The sequence below is a fragment of the Streptomyces sp. NPDC047043 genome (assembly GCF_040644055.1).
GTDB lineage: Bacteria > Actinomycetota > Actinomycetes > Streptomycetales > Streptomycetaceae > Streptomyces.
The window spans coordinates 281,497-297,987 of record NZ_JBEYVO010000005.1; the positions used below are offsets into that span (position 1 = coordinate 281,497).

Here is a 16,491-nt window from a genome sequence, read left to right on the forward strand (position 1 = left end):
TGGAAACCTGGGCTTTACGCAGCTCAACGGCCTGCGACCGGACTTACGGCCGGTCTCGGGGACCCACGACCCGCAGCGCACCCGGTATGCACCGTGCGGTCAGCGGCAGCGGCCCGAGCCGCTCCCCGTCCGCGTACCCGGTGATGCCCTCGGCGGCCAGCTCGACTTTCGCCGCCCGGAACACCGTGACCTTGGGGTGCTCGACGTGAGTCCCCCGGTACACGGACGGGAACACCTTGAGCAGCGTGGCCCGGCCGCAGTTCCCGACCACGGTCACGTCGAACAGCCCGTCGGTGAGATCGGCACCGGGACAGATCCTCATGCCGCCGCCGTACGACGGCCCGTTGCCGACGGCCACGAGCGTCGCCTCGACCTCCTGGACGTCACCGTCGTCCAGCGTGATCCGGTAAGGGTACGGGCGGAAGGCGGCGAGTTCGGCGAGCATCGCGAGGTCGTACCGCAGTCGGCCCTTGGGCCATCGCATGCGGTTGCCGCGGTCGTTGACGCGGGAGTCGAAGCCTGAGGCAAGGACGGCACCGAACCAGTGGCCGTTCGCCTGACCGAGGTCGATCTCCCGCAGCCGGCCCTCCTTGAGCGCCTCGGCGAGCACGCGGCCCGCGGCGGCCGGGTCCCGCAGCGGAAGGCCGAGGGCGCGGGCGAAGTCGTTGCCGGTGCCGACGGCGACCAGACCGAGCGGGGTGCCGGTGCCGGCGACGGCCTGGAGGGCGAGGTTGAGCATGCCGTCGCCGCCCACGGCGACCAGGGCACCGGTCCCGTCCGCGACGGCGGCACGCGCGCGCGTGAGGGCCTCCTCGGCGTTCTCCCCGGAGACCGTACGCACCGCGAAGCCTGCCGCCCGCAAAGCGGAAGCGGCCGGCTGCGCCGCGTGGGCGCCCCGGCCGCGGCCCGCGGTGGGGTTGACGAAGAGGGTGATCTCGCTGGTCACGGGAGTGACCCTACGAGCTGCCGCCCGCTTGTCAGGTCACGTCGTCATAACCGTTGACCCGGTCCGTGCTCGCCTGCTCGGGCAGTGCCCGGCTCGCGGAGACGGTCTCCACCTCGCCGATGTCCTCGGGGGTGAGATCCAGGTCGGAGGCCTCGTCGTCGGCGGGGCCCTCCTCCTCGCGGCGGCGCCTGCGCCTGTCGTTCGTCAGCGAGAAGGCGACCGCGCCGAAGTACAGCACCCAGATCGGTCCGGCGAGCGCCAGCATCGAAATGGGGTCGGTGCTGGGCGTGGCGATGGCCGCGAACACCGTGATGCCCATGATCATGCCGCGCCACCAGCCGAGCATCCGCTTGCCGGTGAGCACCCTGGTCAGGTTCAGCATGATCAGCAGCAGGGGGAGCTCGAAGGAGAGACCGAAGACGATCACCATGCGCGTGACCAGCTGGAGCAGGTCGTCCAGCGGCAGCAGGTTGTCCACGCCGTGCGGTGTGAAGTTGATCAGCACCTTCGCCGTGGTGGGCAGCACCTTGTACGCGAAGAAGGCACCGCCCAGGAAGAGCGGCACACCGGTGAAGACGAACCCGTAGGCGTACTTCTTCTCGCTTCGGTGCAGACCGGGGGCGACGAAGGCCCACAGCTGGTACAGCCAGATCGGCGAGGCGAACACGACGCCGGCCATCAGCGAGACCTGCAGGGCGAGCGTGAAGGGCGCGAGCAGACCGTTGATCGTGATCCGCGCGCACTGCTGCTGGGTGTCGTCGGACTTGGCGGCGTTCGCCAGTTCCTCGAACGTCTTCCCACAGCCGACCGAGTCGAGGATCGGCTTGGTGAGGAAGTTGATGATGTCGTTGTAGAAGAAGGCGGCGACGACCGTGACGAGCACGATGGCCAGCATCGCCTTCGCGAGCCGGTTGCGGAGCTCACGAAGGTGGTCCGCAAGGGGCATCCGCCCCTCGGGATCCTTCTCCTTCTTGCGGGCAGACTTGGGCAACCCACGTCCTCATCTCGTGCGGCAGGCCGGAAGAGTCCGGCCCTGCATCAGGCCTTGGTGGTGTCCGTCGGCTCGGTGACCGGGCGCGAGCTGGTCACGTCGCCGGGGGCGGCCTGGATGGTGCGCTGGGAGGGGGGCTGCTCACCGTTGTTCGGCGGGCCGGCCGGGGTGGCCGTGCTGCTGCCCTCTTCCTTCATCGCCTTCGCCTCGCTCTTGAGGATGCGGGCGGACTTGCCGAGCGAGCGCGCCATGTCGGGAAGCTTCTTCGCGCCGAACAGCAGGATGACGACGACGAGGATGAGAATGATCTCGGGGGCGCCGAGCCTTCCGAACATAAGTCTTTACCTTCTCACCGAGGCGGCTGGGGTGGGGTGCTGTCCGACCGGTCGGACATACGTCCGACCGACCGTGCTGGCAGCGATCGTAACGCTCAGGGGTAAACGTGAGGCAATCCCCGTGCGTACTCCCGGTCAGCGGCCCGGGCCTCGTTCTCCGGTCCGCGACCAGCAGCGTACCTGCCAGGGCGGCCCCGGTGACAGGTCGAAGTGACCCAAACCGCCTCCGGCGCAGGACTCACATGCCTTGCACAGCGCAGCTCAGAGGGAGTCCACAGCCCGGGCCGTACTCACTGCCGCGCGCTCGAGATCCTCGGCTGCCCTGTTGATACGGCGTGCGGAGTCCGTGACCTGCCTGCCCAGGCGCTGCGCCTCGAGGAAGACCCGCACGGCGAACACCCCGAGGACGGCGAGGCCCAGGAAACCCACAGCTACCGCGAACATCGGCCAGAACATGACGCCGAGCCTAGACCTTGCTACGGCGTGTGCAGTCGCAGGGTCCTGACCCCGCCGCCGGTGAGCAGCTCGACGATCCGCTCCCCCGCCGGCTTGCGGACCGTGGCGCCGCAGTCGGGGCAGGTGAAGGAGTAGAACGTGGTGCGGCTGGTGGCGCCGATGACGAGGCGGAGGGCGCCGGCTGCGAGTTCGAAGCTGCCCCGGCAGTCCGGGCAGCCCGCCCGGAACACGACCGGGGAGACGCTTCTCATCCCGGCGAACGCCGACGCCACCGAAATCTCCCGCACACCAGACACCGACGACTCGCTCAAAGCCCCTGCTCCTCTTCCCTTGGTCGTTCGCCTCCGGGGCGCCTCAGCCGGTGTCGAGGCGGCGACCGCGCTCACCCCCTCGGGCCTCCGCGCGCTCCCCCCTCGACACCGGCGCGCCCCTACGGCTCACTCCCGCCTGCCGTACTGCCCGTCCTGAACCGCATGCCCTGCCTGGGGCTGCTGCGCCTCGACCCCGTCATACGCCGCCAGGGCCTCGCGGGCCGCCCGGCGGGCGCTGTCGGCGAGGTCACGCGGCGAGACGATCCGGCCGTCGCGCCCGAGCCGCAGCGCCAGCCGCCGCAGGGACGTCGGGTCCGGGGTCCGCAGAGTGATACGCAGCCCGCCGTCCGGAAGCTCATCCGCACTGTCGTGCGGGTAGTACTCGGCGACCCAGCGGCCGCCGGGGCCGACCTCGACGACGACCTCGGGGTCCTCGGCGGCGGGCTGCACCAGCGCCTCCGACAGGTCCCTGAGCTCGATCTCGGGCGGTGCGGACGGCTCGTCCAGGATTCTGATCTCGGCGACCCGGTCGAGCCGGAAGGTGCGGCGCGCCTCGGAGCGGCGGCACCAGGCCTCCACGTACGTGTGCCCGACGCTGACGAGCCGGATGGGGTCGATCTCGCGCTCGGTGAGCTCGTCGCGTGCGGGCGAGTAGTAGCGGATCCACAGTCGGCGGCGCTCGGAGATCGCGCGGTCGACGTCGGCGAAGACGCCACCCTCGGCCTCGAAGGTCACGGACAGCCGGGCGCTGGCGCCCGCCGCCTCGCCGGCCGCGGTCTCCAGCTTGGCGGTGGCCCTCAGCAGTGCCTGCCGGTCGCTCTCGCGCAGCCCGGGCAGGGTGGACACCGCGCGGGCGGCCACGAGCAGCGCGGTCGCCTCGTCGGCGGCGATCCGCAGCGGCTCCGCCACGTCGTCGGGGTTGTGCCACCAGATGCGCTCGCCGTCGGTGTCGATGTCGAGCAGGTCGCCGCCGCGGAAGCTGGTGCCGCACATGGGCAGCACATCGAGGTCGGAGACCAGCTCGTCCTCGCTGATGCCGAAGGCGCGCGCGACGTCCTCGACCCGGGCTCCGGGGCGCTCCTTGAGATAGGTCACCAGGGAGAGCATCCGCCGCGTCTGGTCGATGGCGTTCACGGGCCTGACCGGTTTGCCTGCCACTGTCTTGCTCCGCTCCCCCTCAGCCCTTGGCCACGGCCCGCAGCCGGTCCACCACGTCCGCACGCAGCTCGGCCGGCTCCAGCACCACCACGTCCGGCCCGAACTCCACCAGCCAGGCGTCCAGCCCGTGTCCGTACGGAATCTCCAACTCGTCCCAGCCGTCGCCGAGTTCCCGCACCGCGGTGGCCTTCGCCCGAAGGGGGTACCCCGCGTCCGAGCGCAGCCGGATCAGCGCGGAGCGGTCGGCGGTCTCCCCCGCCCAGCTCGCGACGGTCTCGCGGACGGTGACGACGTCGGGGACCTCGGCGGTGAACTGCCCGCTGCGGCTGCGCACCTTGCCGGTGATCCTGGACAGCCGGAAGACCCGCTCGGCGCCGCGGTCGCGGTCCCAGCCCGCCAGGTACCAGTGCCCGCGCCAACACTCCAGCGCCCAGGGCTCGACGTGCCGGGGCTCGGGGTGGGCGGCGGTGGCCTTGCGGTAGTCGAAGACGACCGGCCGGCGGTCGCGGCAGGCCAGCATCAGCGGCTCGAAAGCGGCCTCGTGCACGGGGATACGGGGCTCCAGGGCTCCGTGGGCCTCGTACGGGTCGACGTCCTCGGGCATCCCGGCCGCGCGCAGCTTCTGCAGGGCGCCGCTGGCCGCGCCCGCGAGCCGGGCCTGCTGCCAGACCTTGGCAGCGAGACCGAGGGCGGCGGCCTCCTCGGCGTCGAGCGTGATGGGCGGGAGGCGGTTGCTGTCGCGGCGGGCCAGGTAGCCCATCTCGCCGTCGAGGTTCTCAACGGTCTCGATGACCAGGCCGAGTTCGCGCAGATCGTCCTTGTCGCGCTCGAACATCCGGCTGAAGGAGTCGTCCGAGTTGGCTTCGAGATAGGCCTCGATGGACTCACGCAGCTCGCGCTTGCTGAGCGGCCGCCGCGTCCCGAGCAGACACAGCGCCAGGTTCATCAGCCGCTCGGCCTTGGCAATGGCCATCGACGCCCTTCGCCTCCCTATGGTGCTTTACGACGATGACCGTACCGCCCCGAAGTGGCGTGGCAAAAGCCGAGGGCCCATGCCCGGACAGGCATGGGCCCCAGGTGATCGGGTCCGGTCGCGTGCGCGATCAGACCGCGACGAGGTCGACCACGAAGATCAGGGTCTCGCCCGGCTTGATCGCCGGGGTCGGGCTCTGGTTGCCGTAGGCGAGGTGGGCGGGGATGGTCAGCTGGCGACGGCCGCCGACCTTCATGCCCTGCACGCCCAGGTCCCATCCCTTGATGACCCGGCCGCCGCCGAGCGGGAAGCGGAACGGGGTGCCGCGGTTCCAGCTGGCGTCGAACTCCTCGCCGGTGCTGAAGGCAACGCCCACGTAGTGGACGGTGACGGTCTGGCCCGCCTGCGCAACAGCGCCGTCGCCCTCCCAGATGTCCTTGATCTCGAGGTCCGCCGGGGGCTCGCCGCCCGGGAAGTCGATCTCGGGCTTCTCGATGCTCACGTCTCTAGCTCCTGCTTGTCTGCGGAAAGGCAACACGGACAGTCTTACATCTCGGCGGGGTCACATCTTCGCCAGGATGTCGACCGAGAAGACCAGCACGGAGTCCTTCTTGATGCCGCTGCCGGACGGCGGGTTGTCGCCGTAGCCCAGCTTCGGGGGGATCACGATGAGGACCCGGCTGCCGACCTTCTTGCCGGTCAGGCCCTGCCCCCAGCCCTTGACGACCTGCTGGAGCCCGAACGAGGTGAGCGCCTTGCGGCCGTACGTCGAGTCGAACTCCTTGCCGCCGTCCCAGAACACGCCCTTGTACTGCACGAGGACGGTGTCCTTCGCGCCGACCTCGTCGCCGTCGCCCTCGATGATGTAGTTCGCCACCAGTTTGGTGGGCGCGTCCTTCTTGGGGATGTCGATGGAGGGCGCCTTGCCGTCGGTGTTGGTGCCGACCTTGGGCAGGGCCGCGTCGTTCTGCGCGACCTTGGTGCCCTTGGCGGAGCTGTTCGCGTTGAACGTGCCCTGGATGTCGGCGACGAACACCAGCGTGTCGGTGCCCTTGATGCCCGCCTGCGCGTTGCCCTCCTTGCCGTAACCCCAGGTGGGCGGCACGGAGAACTGGACGCGGCTGCCCACCTTCTTGCCCGCCAGGGCGTAGCGCCAGCCGTCGATGATGCTGCCCTCGGCGAGCTGGATGACGAGCGGAGTCTTGCGGTCGTAGGAGTTGTCGAAGACCTTCGCCGTGTTCCAGATCTGGCCCAGGTAGTGGGCCTGGATGTAGTCGTTCTCCGCGACCGTCTGACCGCCGCCCGCGATCAGCGTCTTCACCGCGAGGTTCATCGACGGATCGCCCGTGCCCTTGGCGACCGTCGGCTTCGAACCGAATTTCGTGCCCCCCGTGACGGCCGGCAGCGGTCCGTCGACGATCTTCGGCGCCGGTGCGGCGGAGGTCGCCGAGGCGGAGGGCGAGGCGCTGTCGCTGGCCTTGCTCGAGTCGGACTTGTCGTCACCGCATGCGGCGAGCGTGGCAAATCCTGCGGGTACGGCAATGAGTAGTGAGCGTCGGCGCACGGTTGAGGCCTCGTATCGGTCGATCTTGTGGATGGCGTGCGCGCAACTCTACGGCGTGAGAAGGGCGCCGTACGGGAAACGTACGGCGCCCGTGTTGCGTTCCGGACTTTCACCGGAAGGCATGGCTCACATTGCTCACATTCCTGCGATGAGCTTCTCCACCCGGTCGTCCACGGAGCGGAACGGGTCCTTGCACAACACCGTGCGCTGCGCCTGGTCGTTGAGCTTGAGGTGGACCCAGTCGACGGTGAAGTCCCGGCGCTGTTCCTGGGCCCTGCGGATGAAGTCGCCGCGCAGCCGGGCCCGAGTGGTCTGCGGGGGAACGGACTTGCCCTCGAAGATCTTCAAGTCGTTGCAGATACGCGCTGCTTGACCCTTCCTCTCGAGCAGGTAGTACAGGCCACGACGGCGGTGGATGTCGTGGTAGGCGAGGTCTATCTGCGCGACCCTCGGGTGGGACATGGTCATGTTGTGCTTGGCGCGGTACCGCTCGATGAGCTTGTACTTCATGACCCAGTCGATCTCGGTGCCGATCCGGTCGAGGTCCTCGGCCTCGATCGCGTCCAGCGTGCGGCCCCACAGCTCCAGGACCTGCTCGACGGTGCCGGTGCGGATGCCGCGGCGCTCGCAGAAGTCCACGGCCTTCTCGAAGTACTCGCGCTGCACCTCGAGGGCGGAGGCCTCGCGGCCGCTGGCCAGGCGCACCTTGCGCCGGCCGGTGATGTCGTGGCTGACCTCGCGGATCGCCCGGATCGGGTTCTCCAGGGTGAGGTCGCGCATCACGGTGCCCGCCTCGATCATGCGCAGCACCAGGTCGGTGGCGCCGACCTTGAGCAGCATGGTCGTCTCGGACATGTTCGAGTCGCCCACGATGACGTGCAGCCGACGGTAGCGCTCGGCGTCCGCGTGCGGTTCGTCGCGGGTGTTGATGATGGGCCTGGAGCGGGTCGTCGCCGAGGAGACGCCCTCCCAGATGTGCTCGGCCCGCTGGCTGACGCAGTACACCGCACCGCGCGGCGTCTGCAGAACCTTGCCCGCGCCGCACAGCAGCTGGCGGGTGACAAGGAAGGGAATGAGGATGTCCGCGAGCCGGGAGAACTCCCCGTGGCGCGCGACGAGATAGTTCTCGTGGCAGCCGTAGGAGTTGCCCGCCGAGTCGGTGTTGTTCTTGAAGAGGTAGACGTCGCCCGCGATTCCTTCCTCGTGCAGGCGTCGTTCGGCGTCCACCAGGAGTCCTTCGAGAATGCGCTCGCCTGCTTTGTCGTGGGTGACCAGTTCGGTCACGTTGTCACATTCGGGTGTCGCGTATTCCGGATGTGAGCCCACGTCGAGATAGAGGCGGGCGCCGTTTCGCAGAAAGACATTGCTGCTGCGGCCCCATGACACGACACGGCGGAAGAGGTACCGCGCCACCTCGTCGGGAGACAGGCGGCGCTGTCCCCTGAACGTACATGTGACGCCGTACTCGTTCTCCAGCCCGAAAATGCGGCGGTCCATGAGTGAACATTACGCCCGATCCCCTGAGCTGAAACGGGGTTCGGCAGCACGGTTTGGATCATTTTCCGATGAAGCCGCAACCACCGCGCCCCCTGCGGGAGCTGCGAGGACCCGCCCGGTGGCCAGCAGAACCAGCAGCGACACGGCCCCCGCGGCACCCGGTACGGCGAAGCCCCACACCGCCCCACCCCACTCGACGACCGGGCCCGCCAGGCCCGTTCCGACCGAGGAACCCACCGTGAACGTCGTCACGATCCACGAGAACGCCTCGGTGACCGTGCCGCGCGGCGCGTGCCGGTCGACGAGGACGAACGCACACGCGAGGCAGGGCGCGAGGAAGAGCCCGGCGACGGCCGTGAGCACCGTCATGGCGACCGGACCCGGCGTCAGCGTGAGCGGCAGGTAACACACCGCCAGAAGTGCGACCAGCACCCGCAGTCGCCGCTCCGGCGCACCGCTCCACTGCCGCGCGCCGTACGCGGTGCCGCCGACGAGCGCCCCGAGGCCGATGGCCGCCATCAGCCAGCCGTACACCGCGTCCCCGCCGTGGCCGTCGGCGTACGCCACGGCCGCGACCGCGATGGAGCCGAGCGCCATCCCGACGGCCAGGAACGCGCCGAGCAGGACGAGCAGTCCGGGCGAGCGCAGCGCGCCGAGCCAGTGCGCCTCGCGCGGCGCCGAACGCCACGCGCGCGAGGGCGGCGAGACGACCACCGAGAGGGCACCGAGCACGCCGACGACGTTGACGAGCACGAGCGCCACCTGCGCCGACCACAGCGACACGCACAGGGTCACCAGCAACGGGCCGACGGTGAACATGACTTCCTGGGCCACGGCGTCCATCGCGTACGCCGTCTGCACCTGACCCTCGCTGCGCAGAACCGAGGACCACAGCGCCCGCAGACCGCCCTCCAGGGGCGGCGTGAACAGCCCGGAGAGCGCCACGCACGCGTACGCGAGCACGAGCGGAGCGGTGCCGACGAAGGCGAAGGCGGACATGGCGAGCGCGGAGACCACCGCGGCCGGCAACTGGACGCGCGGCTGCCCGTACAGGTCCACGAGCCGGCCCAGCAACGGCTGCCCCACGGCATTGGCCACCCCGTACACGGCGGCGAGCCCTCCGGCGAGACTGTAGGTCCCGCCCTCCGAGCGCACGAACAGCACGACGGCGATCGCGGCGACGGCACACGGCAGCCGGCCCACCAGCGTGCCGGCGAGCAGGCGGACGGCGTACCGAGCCCTGAGGATCTCGATGTATCCCGCAGCCATGTCCGCTTCCCCTCGTCGGCACCATCGGAAGTTTTACGTATAACTTCGTCTCTCATACGTACCATGTGCGCTGTTCACGAGTCCAGACGAAGGAGCAGGCCCACGGTGGCACGAGGCAGCACACGCCCCACGAGCCGTGACGTCGCCCAGGCCGCCGGCGTCTCCCAGGCCGCGGTCTCCCTGGTGCTCGGCGACAAGTGGCGCGGCCGGGTCTCGGAGGCGACCGCAGAGCGCGTACGGGAAGCGGCGCGCGACCTCGGCTACCGCCCGAACCTCGCCGCACGCAACCTGCGTCTGGGGCGCACCCGGACGGTCCTCCTGGTGGTCCCGGCCCTCACGACGGAGTTCTTCGCGGGCGTCTACACGGGTGCCGCCCGCGTCGCCGCCGACCATGGTTTCGGAGTCGTCCTGTACCCCTCCCCCGAGGGCATCGGCCCGGCCCGCGACCCCTTCGCCTCCGCCCAGGCCGCCCTGGACGGCGTCATCGCCTCCTCCATGGCCGCGGACGCCCTGACCGCCATCCGCGGCGACCAGCTGCCCCTGGTGATGCTCGACAGCGACCCGGAGGGCAGCCTGGGCGCGGCCACGGTGAACCTGGACATCGCCGACGGCGTCCGGCAGGTCGCCGAGCACCTGCTGGGCCTCGGCCACCGGCGCTTCCTGCATCTGGCGGCGGACGTGGCGTCCTGGACCTTCGAGGTACGCGCGCGTGAGCTCGCCACCCGGGTCGGCGCGGTCCCGGGCACCTCGGTACGCACAGTCCGTGCGCCGATCTCCATCGAGGGCGCCCTGGCCGCCGCCGAGGCCGCCCTGTCGGCTCCCGGCCCCCGGCCCACGGCCCTGGTGTGCGACGACGACAAACTGGCCGCCGGCGCCTACAAGGCGGCCCGGCGCCTGGGCCTGCGCATCCCCGACGACGTGTCCGTCACCGGCCTGGACGACCTCGCCCTGGCCACCGCCCTCGACCCCGAGCTGACGACCGTACGCCTGGACGCCGAGCTCTTCGGCGAGCAGGGCATGCGGGCGCTCCTGGCCGTCCTGGACGGCCGCACGCCCGAGGCCGGGGACATCCCGGTCGAGTTGGTCGTACGGGGCTCCACGGCGCCGCCCGGCACCCCCTGAACGCCCTGTGCCCCGGCCGAGTCGTCGGCCGGGGCACAGAAGGGGTGAGGTGAGGCGCGGTTACTCCTCGTCGGAGCTCTCGGCCTCGGTGGCCGCTCCGTCGCTCTCCAGGAGCCGGGAGAGCTGGCGGCCGACAATGCGCTTGAACTTGCGCGCCTGCGGGCGCGTACGGTCCAGGACCGCGACCTCCAGGCGCTCGGCGGGGATCTCCCGCTCCGTGCCGTTCGTGTCGCGGGAGAGGGCCTGGACGGCCAGCTTGAGGGCCTCGGCCAGGGTCATGCCGTCCTGGTGGCGCTGGTCGAGGTAGCTGCTGATCTGCTCGGCGTTGCCCCCGACCGCGACCGAGCCGTGCTCGTCCACGATCGAGCCGTCGTGCGGCAGCCGGTAGATCTGGTCGCCCTCGGGCGTCTCGCCGACCTCGGCGACGACCAGCTCCACCTCGTACGGCTTCTCGGCCGCGCTGGAGAAGATCGTGCCCAGCGTCTGCGCGTAGACGTTGGCGAGACCCCGGGCGGTCACGTCGTCACGGTCGTAGGTGTAACCGCGGAGGTCGGCGTACCGTACGCCGCCGATCCGCAGGTTCTCGTACTCGTTGTACTTGCCGGCGGCCGCGAAGCCGATCCGGTCGTAGATCTCGCTGAACTTGTGCAGCGCGCGGGACGGGTTCTCGCCGACGAACACGATGCCGTCGGCGAACTGCAGCACGACGAGGCTGCGGCCACGGGCGATGCCCTTGCGGGCGTACTCCGCCCGGTCGGCCATGGCCTGCTGGGGGGAGACATAGAACGGCGTCGACACCGGTTATCCGTCCCTTTCTGTCGAAGTCACTGGATCACCTTGATAAGACCGGGCCGCCGGCTACAGCAGCGCGGCCCGCGGGCCGTCGGGCTGCTCCAGGCGCCGCTCCAGGATCGAGCGGGCGATCTCGGAGGACTCGTCGTCGGTGAGCCGGCGGAAGCCGTCCTCGGTGATCACGGTGACGATCGGATAGATCCGGCGGGCGACATCGGGACCGCCGGTCGCCGAGTCGTCGTCTGCCGCGTCGTACAGGGCCTGGACCACGAGGGTCGTGGCCTGGTCCTCGGTCAGGTCGTCACGGAAGAGCTTCTTCATGGCGCCGCGCGCGAAGATCGAGCCGGAGCCGGTGGCGGCGTAGCCCTGCTCCTCGGAGCGGCCGCCCGTCACGTCGTAGGAGAAGATGCGGCCCTTCTCGCGGTCCACGTCGTAACCCGCGAAGAGGGGCACCACGGCCAGGCCCTGCATGGCCATGCCGAGGTTGGAACGGATCATGGTCGACAGCCGGTTCGCCTTGCCCTCGAGCGAGAGCTGCGCCCCCTCGACCTTCTCGAAGTGCTCCAGCTCCAGCTGGAACAGCTTGACCATCTCGACGGCGAGACCGGCGGTGCCGGCGATGCCGACGGCCGAGTACTCGTCGGCGGGGAACACCTTCTCGATGTCCCGCTGCGCGATGACATTGCCCATCGTGGCCCGACGGTCACCGGCGAGCACCACACCGCCCGGGAACGAGACGGCGACGATGGTGGTGCCGTGCGGAGCCTCGATCACGCCCTGGGTGGGAGGCAGTTGCCGGTTGCCCGGCAGCAGCTCCGGCTGGTGCTCCCCCAGGAAGTCCATGAACGAGGACGAGCCGGGCGTCAGGAAGGCAGCCGGCAGACGCCCGGTGCTACGAGGGTTGGCTTCCACGCGATTCCTTCCACGGTAAGGCGACGGCCCGCCCAGACGGCCGAGCCGATCTTCACATCTGTGCACGGACCATACCCGCGCCACCGCCGGTCATCCGTCCCGGCACCGACCCGTTGCATCGGGCCGGCTCCGGGACGGGCAACTGGCGTTACTGTCCGCCCTTTTGGACGAAGGAACGCACGAAGTCCTCTGCGTTCTCCTCGAGGACGTCGTCGATCTCGTCCAGTACGGAGTCGACGTCGTCGGACAGCTTCTCGTGGCGCTCCTTGAGGTCCTCCGAAGCCTGCGCGTCCTGTGCCTGCTCCTCGACCTCCTCGGTGGAGCGCGTCGCCTTCTGCTGTCCGCCGCCGGTGTCCTTGGTCGCCATAACCCTCACCCCGCTCGGTTCGACGTTCTTGATCAGACCCTACAAGCAGGGTCCGACATCGGCCCCGCAGTTCCTTAACGTACGGGGGCCACCTCGATGATTCCCGGACGGTGGACTTTCCACCCTGTCCGGCCGCCTCCGCCCGAGTGCCCGGTCAGCCGCCCGACAGCACCCTGACCAGGTCCTCCGCCGTGCGGCAGCGGTCCAGGAGCTCCTTGACGTGATTTCGCGTTCCGCGAAGCGGTTCCAGGGTTGGGACCCGCTGGAGCGAGTCCCGGCCCGGGAGGTCGAAGATCACCGAGTCCCAGGAGGCCGCCGCGACGTCGTCCGCGTACTGCTCCAGACAGCGTCCGCGGAAGTACGCGCGCGTGTCCTCCGGCGGCTTCGTACGGGCCCGCTCGACGTCGCTCTCGTCCAGCAGCCGCTTCATGCGGCCGCGGGCCGCCAGACGGTTGTAGAGGCCCTTCTCGGCCCGCACGTCGGCGTACTGGAGGTCGAGGAGGTGCAGCTTCGCGGCGTCCCAGTCGAGGCCGTCGCGGCGCCGGTAGCCCTCCATCAGCTCCCGCTTGGCGACCCAGTCCAGCTCGCCGGCCAGGCTCATCGGGTCGTTCTCCAGACGGTTGAGCGTGTCCTCCCAGCGGGTCAGGACGTCCTTGGTCTGCTCGTCCGCGTCGGAGCCGAAGCGCTCCTCCACGTACTTGCGCGACAGCTCGAAGTACTCCATCTGCAGCTGGACCGCGGTGAGGGTCCGGCCGCTGCGGAGCGTGACCAGACGTTTGAGCGTCGGGTCGTGGGAGACCTGGTGGAGGGTGCGGACGGGCTGGTCCACGGCCAGGTCGACGGCGATGAAACCGTCCTCGATCATGGACAGGACGAGCGCCGTCGTGCCCAGTTTGAGGTAGGTCGAGATCTCCGAGAGGTTCGCGTCACCGATGATCACGTGCAGACGGCGGTACTTCTCGGCGTCCGCGTGCGGCTCGTCGCGGGTGTTGATGATCGGGCGCTTGAGGGTGGTCTCGAGGCCCACCTCGACCTCGAAGTAGTCGGCGCGCTGACTGAGCTGGAAGCCGTGCTCGTGCCCGTCCTGGCCGATGCCGACGCGGCCCGCTCCGGTGACGACCTGACGGGAGACGAAGAAGGGCGTCAGGTGGCGCACGATGTCCGAGAAGGGGGTCTCCCGCTTCATCAGGTAGTTCTCGTGCGTGCCGTAGGAGGCGCCCTTGTTGTCGGTGTTGTTCTTGTAGAGGTGGATCGGCTGGGCGCCGGGGAGCGCGGCCGCGCGCTCGGCGGCCTCCGCCATGATGCGCTCGCCGGCCTTGTCCCACAGGACGGCGTCGCGCGGGTTGGTGACCTCGGGAGCGCTGTACTCGGGGTGCGCGTGGTCGACGTACAGGCGCGCGCCATTGGTGAGGATCACGTTGGCGAGGCCGATGTCCTCGTCGGTGAGCTGGCTGGCGTCGGCGGCCTCGCGGGCGAGGTCGAAGCCTCGCGCGTCCCGCAGCGGGTTCTCCTCCTCGAAGTCCCAGCGGGCCCGGCGGGCCCGGTGCATCGCCGCCGCGTAGGCGTTGACGATCTGGGACGAGGTGAGCATGGCATTGGCGTTGGGGTGACCGGGGACGGAGATGCCGTACTCCGTCTCGATGCCCATTACTCGCCGTACGGTCATGCGGCCCTCCTTGCCCGGCGCTGCCCTCGGTCGGGGGCGGCGCTCAAGTACCGCTGGCGCTCCGGTGCGTGTGCGGTGCCCGTCCCCGCACTGCGCGACTCGGCGGTACCGAAGAGCCTAGAACGGCTTTGCGCTGGTGGGGAGATCATTTGCGTCATTGCCTTGCGCGCCCCTTGCTCCGGTTGTCGCCTGAAAAGCAGTCGGCTGCGGGTACCCGGTGAGGGCACCCGCAGCCGCCCTGTCTTTTACAGGTACTGACCGGTGTTCGCCACCGTGTCGATGGAGCGTCCGGTGTCGGCGCCCTGCTTTCCGGTGATGAGGGTACGGATGTAGACGATCCGTTCGCCCTTCTTTCCGGAGATTCGGGCCCAGTCGTCCGGGTTGGTGGTGTTGGGCAGGTCCTCGTTCTCCTTGAACTCGTCCACGCATGCCTGGAGGAGGTGGGAGACCCGAAGACCCTTGGAGTTGTGGTCGAGGAAGTCCTTGATCGCCATCTTCTTGGCGCGACCCACGATGTTCTCGATCATGGCGCCGGAGTTGAAGTCCTTGAAGTAGAGGACTTCCTTGTCACCGTTGGCGTAGGTGACCTCCAGGAAGCGGTTCTCCTCGGATTCCGCGTACATGTGCTCGACGGCCGTCTGGATCATGCTCTCGACGGTGGTCGTCTTGCTGCCGCCGTGTTCGCCGATGTCGTCGGCGTGCAGCGGGAGGCGCTCGGTGAGGTACTTGCCGAAGATGTCCTTCGCGGCCTCGGCGTCGGGACGCTCGATCTTGATCTTCACGTCCAGGCGGCCGGGGCGCAGGATGGCCGGGTCGATCATGTCCTCGCGGTTGGAGGCGCCGATCACGACCACGTTCTGCAGGCCCTCGACACCGTCGATCTCGGCGAGCAGCTGCGGGACGATCGTGTTCTCCACGTCCGAGCTGACGCCGGAGCCTCGGGTGCGGAACAGGGACTCCATCTCGTCGAAGAAGACGATGACGGGCGTGCCCTCGGACGCCTTCTCACGAGCACGCTGGAAGACGAGGCGGATCTGCCGCTCGGTCTCACCGACGTACTTGTTCAGCAGCTCGGGGCCCTTGATGTTGAGGAAGAAGCTCTTGCCGGCGGCCTGGCCGGTGACCTCGGCGACCTTCTTGGCCAGCGAGTTGGCGACGGCCTTGGCAATCAGCGTCTTTCCGCATCCGGGAGGTCCGTAGAGCAGGACGCCCTTGGGCGGCCGCAGTTCGTGCTCCCTGAACAGGTCCGGGTAGAGGTACGGCAGCTCGACCGCGTCGCGGATGGCCTCGATCTGGCCGCCCAGTCCGCCGATCTGCTCGTAACCGATGTCGGGAACCTCTTCGAGGACGAGTTCCTCGACCTCGCTCTTCGGAACGATCTCGTAGACATAGCCGGAACGGGGTTCGAGCAGCAGGGCGTCACCGGGGCGGATGTTGACGTCCAGCAGCGGCTCCGCGAGCCGTACCACCCGCTCCTCGTCGGTGTGCCCGAGCACCAGGGCGCGCTCGCCGTCCTCGAGGATCTCCTTGAGGGTGACGATGTCCCCGACGCGCTCGAACTCCATGGCCTCGACCACGTTGAGCGCTTCGTTGAGCATCACTTCCTGGCCACGCCGGAGCTCTTCGAGATCGACGCTCGGACTGACGTTCACCCGGAGCTTGCGGCCCCCGGTGAAGATGTCGGCCGTGCCGTCCTCGTTCGCCGTCAGGAAGACTCCGAAGCCGGCCGGCGGCTGCGCGAGCCGGTCGACCTCCTCCTTGAGGGCCACGATCTGGTCGCGGGCCTCACGGAGCGTGTTCGCGAGTCGCTCGTTCTGGGCGGACACGCCGGCCAGGTTGGTCTGCAGCTCGACGATCCGCTCTTCGAGAATCCTCGTGTGTCGCGGAGAGTCGGCGAGCTTGCGTCGCAGGACGGCGATCTCCTGCTCAAGGTAGGCAATCTGCCCGGCCGGGTCGTCGGACCCTCGTCCCGGGCGGATGCCGCGGTTCATGTCGTCGTCGTGGGCTGCCACGGTCCTCACCTCCTCCAAGGGGAGCTGGACGCTTCCAGACCCTACCTGGGTGGGTGTCGATTGAAACCCCTAGATCACAAAGACTGTCGAGGTGTGTCCGATCTTCACCCTTGCGCTCTC

The 16,491-nt window shown here is 69.4% G+C and carries 17 protein-coding genes; 1 reads left to right on the forward strand and 16 read right to left on the reverse strand.

What is annotated here, in order from left to right:
* Nucleotides 1–43: 43 nt before the first annotated feature.
* From ABZ880_RS10345 to ABZ880_RS10395, 11 genes are all read right to left on the reverse strand, one after another.
* Entirely contained in the window at nt 44–946 is a 903-nt protein-coding gene (locus tag ABZ880_RS10345) for a diacylglycerol kinase (protein WP_361259789.1), read from the reverse strand.
* A gap of 31 nt (nt 947–977) precedes the next feature.
* Nucleotides 978–1,937 carry a twin-arginine translocase subunit TatC gene (gene tatC / locus ABZ880_RS10350; protein ID WP_361259791.1) on the reverse strand — a complete coding sequence of 320 codons (960 nt, stop codon included), beginning with the start codon at nt 1,935–1,937 and terminating at the stop codon, nt 978–980.
* A gap of 47 nt (nt 1,938–1,984) precedes the next feature.
* Nucleotides 1,985–2,272 carry a Sec-independent protein translocase subunit TatA gene (tatA, locus tag ABZ880_RS10355; protein WP_361259793.1) on the reverse strand — a complete coding sequence of 96 codons (288 nt, stop codon included), beginning with the start codon at nt 2,270–2,272 and terminating at the stop codon, nt 1,985–1,987.
* 261 nt (nt 2,273–2,533) lie between these two features.
* Entirely contained in the window at nt 2,534–2,728 is a 195-nt protein-coding gene (locus ABZ880_RS10360) for a hypothetical protein (RefSeq protein WP_360837472.1), read from the reverse strand.
* Nucleotides 2,729–2,748: 20 nt separating this feature from the next.
* Nucleotides 2,749–3,039, reverse strand: a complete 291-nt coding sequence (locus ABZ880_RS10365) for a hypothetical protein (protein ID WP_361259795.1) — start codon at nt 3,037–3,039, stop codon at nt 2,749–2,751.
* Between the two features lie 126 nt (nt 3,040–3,165).
* Nucleotides 3,166–4,197, reverse strand: a complete 1,032-nt coding sequence (locus tag ABZ880_RS10370; protein WP_361259797.1) for a WYL domain-containing protein — start codon at nt 4,195–4,197, stop codon at nt 3,166–3,168.
* A 19-nt stretch (nt 4,198–4,216) separates the two neighbouring features.
* On the reverse strand, nt 4,217–5,170 hold the full coding sequence (locus ABZ880_RS10375) for a WYL domain-containing protein (RefSeq protein ID WP_361259799.1): 954 nt from the start codon (nt 5,168–5,170) through the stop codon (nt 4,217–4,219).
* A gap of 130 nt (nt 5,171–5,300) precedes the next feature.
* Nucleotides 5,301–5,672: an FKBP-type peptidyl-prolyl cis-trans isomerase gene (locus ABZ880_RS10380; RefSeq protein WP_030945962.1), complete on the reverse strand. Its 372-nt coding sequence runs from the start codon at nt 5,670–5,672 to the stop codon at nt 5,301–5,303.
* A 60-nt stretch (nt 5,673–5,732) separates the two neighbouring features.
* The gene (locus tag ABZ880_RS10385) at nt 5,733–6,734 is read right to left on the reverse strand and encodes an FKBP-type peptidyl-prolyl cis-trans isomerase (RefSeq protein ID WP_361259802.1); all 1,002 of its coding nucleotides are present in this window, start codon (nt 6,732–6,734) and stop codon (nt 5,733–5,735) included.
* Nucleotides 6,735–6,869: 135 nt separating this feature from the next.
* Entirely contained in the window at nt 6,870–8,231 is a 1,362-nt protein-coding gene (pafA, locus tag ABZ880_RS10390; protein WP_055517796.1) for a Pup--protein ligase, read from the reverse strand.
* Between the two features lie 9 nt (nt 8,232–8,240).
* Entirely contained in the window at nt 8,241–9,500 is a 1,260-nt protein-coding gene (locus tag ABZ880_RS10395) for an MFS transporter (RefSeq protein WP_361259804.1), read from the reverse strand.
* A gap of 105 nt (nt 9,501–9,605) precedes the next feature.
* Here ABZ880_RS10395 and ABZ880_RS10400 point away from each other — a divergent pair, with 105 nt between their 5' ends.
* The gene (locus ABZ880_RS10400) at nt 9,606–10,622 is read left to right on the forward strand and encodes a LacI family DNA-binding transcriptional regulator (RefSeq protein WP_361259806.1); all 1,017 of its coding nucleotides are present in this window, start codon (nt 9,606–9,608) and stop codon (nt 10,620–10,622) included.
* Between the two features lie 60 nt (nt 10,623–10,682).
* Here the strand turns inward: ABZ880_RS10400 and prcA are convergent, their stop codons facing one another.
* From prcA to arc, 5 genes are all read right to left on the reverse strand, one after another.
* Complete coding sequence (gene prcA / locus ABZ880_RS10405) at nt 10,683–11,420, reverse strand: proteasome subunit alpha (protein WP_361259808.1); 738 nt, start codon at nt 11,418–11,420, stop codon at nt 10,683–10,685.
* A 60-nt stretch (nt 11,421–11,480) separates the two neighbouring features.
* Nucleotides 11,481–12,326, reverse strand: a complete 846-nt coding sequence (prcB, locus tag ABZ880_RS10410; RefSeq protein WP_361259810.1) for a proteasome subunit beta — start codon at nt 12,324–12,326, stop codon at nt 11,481–11,483.
* Between the two features lie 148 nt (nt 12,327–12,474).
* Entirely contained in the window at nt 12,475–12,693 is a 219-nt protein-coding gene (locus tag ABZ880_RS10415; protein WP_030608326.1) for a ubiquitin-like protein Pup, read from the reverse strand.
* A gap of 154 nt (nt 12,694–12,847) precedes the next feature.
* On the reverse strand, nt 12,848–14,359 hold the full coding sequence (gene dop / locus ABZ880_RS10420; RefSeq protein WP_361259812.1) for a depupylase/deamidase Dop: 1,512 nt from the start codon (nt 14,357–14,359) through the stop codon (nt 12,848–12,850).
* 245 nt (nt 14,360–14,604) lie between these two features.
* A complete protein-coding gene (gene arc / locus ABZ880_RS10425; RefSeq protein WP_361259814.1) occupies nt 14,605–16,371 on the reverse strand; it encodes a proteasome ATPase in 1,767 nt (588 codons plus the stop codon).
* Nucleotides 16,372–16,491: the final 120 nt, after the last annotated feature.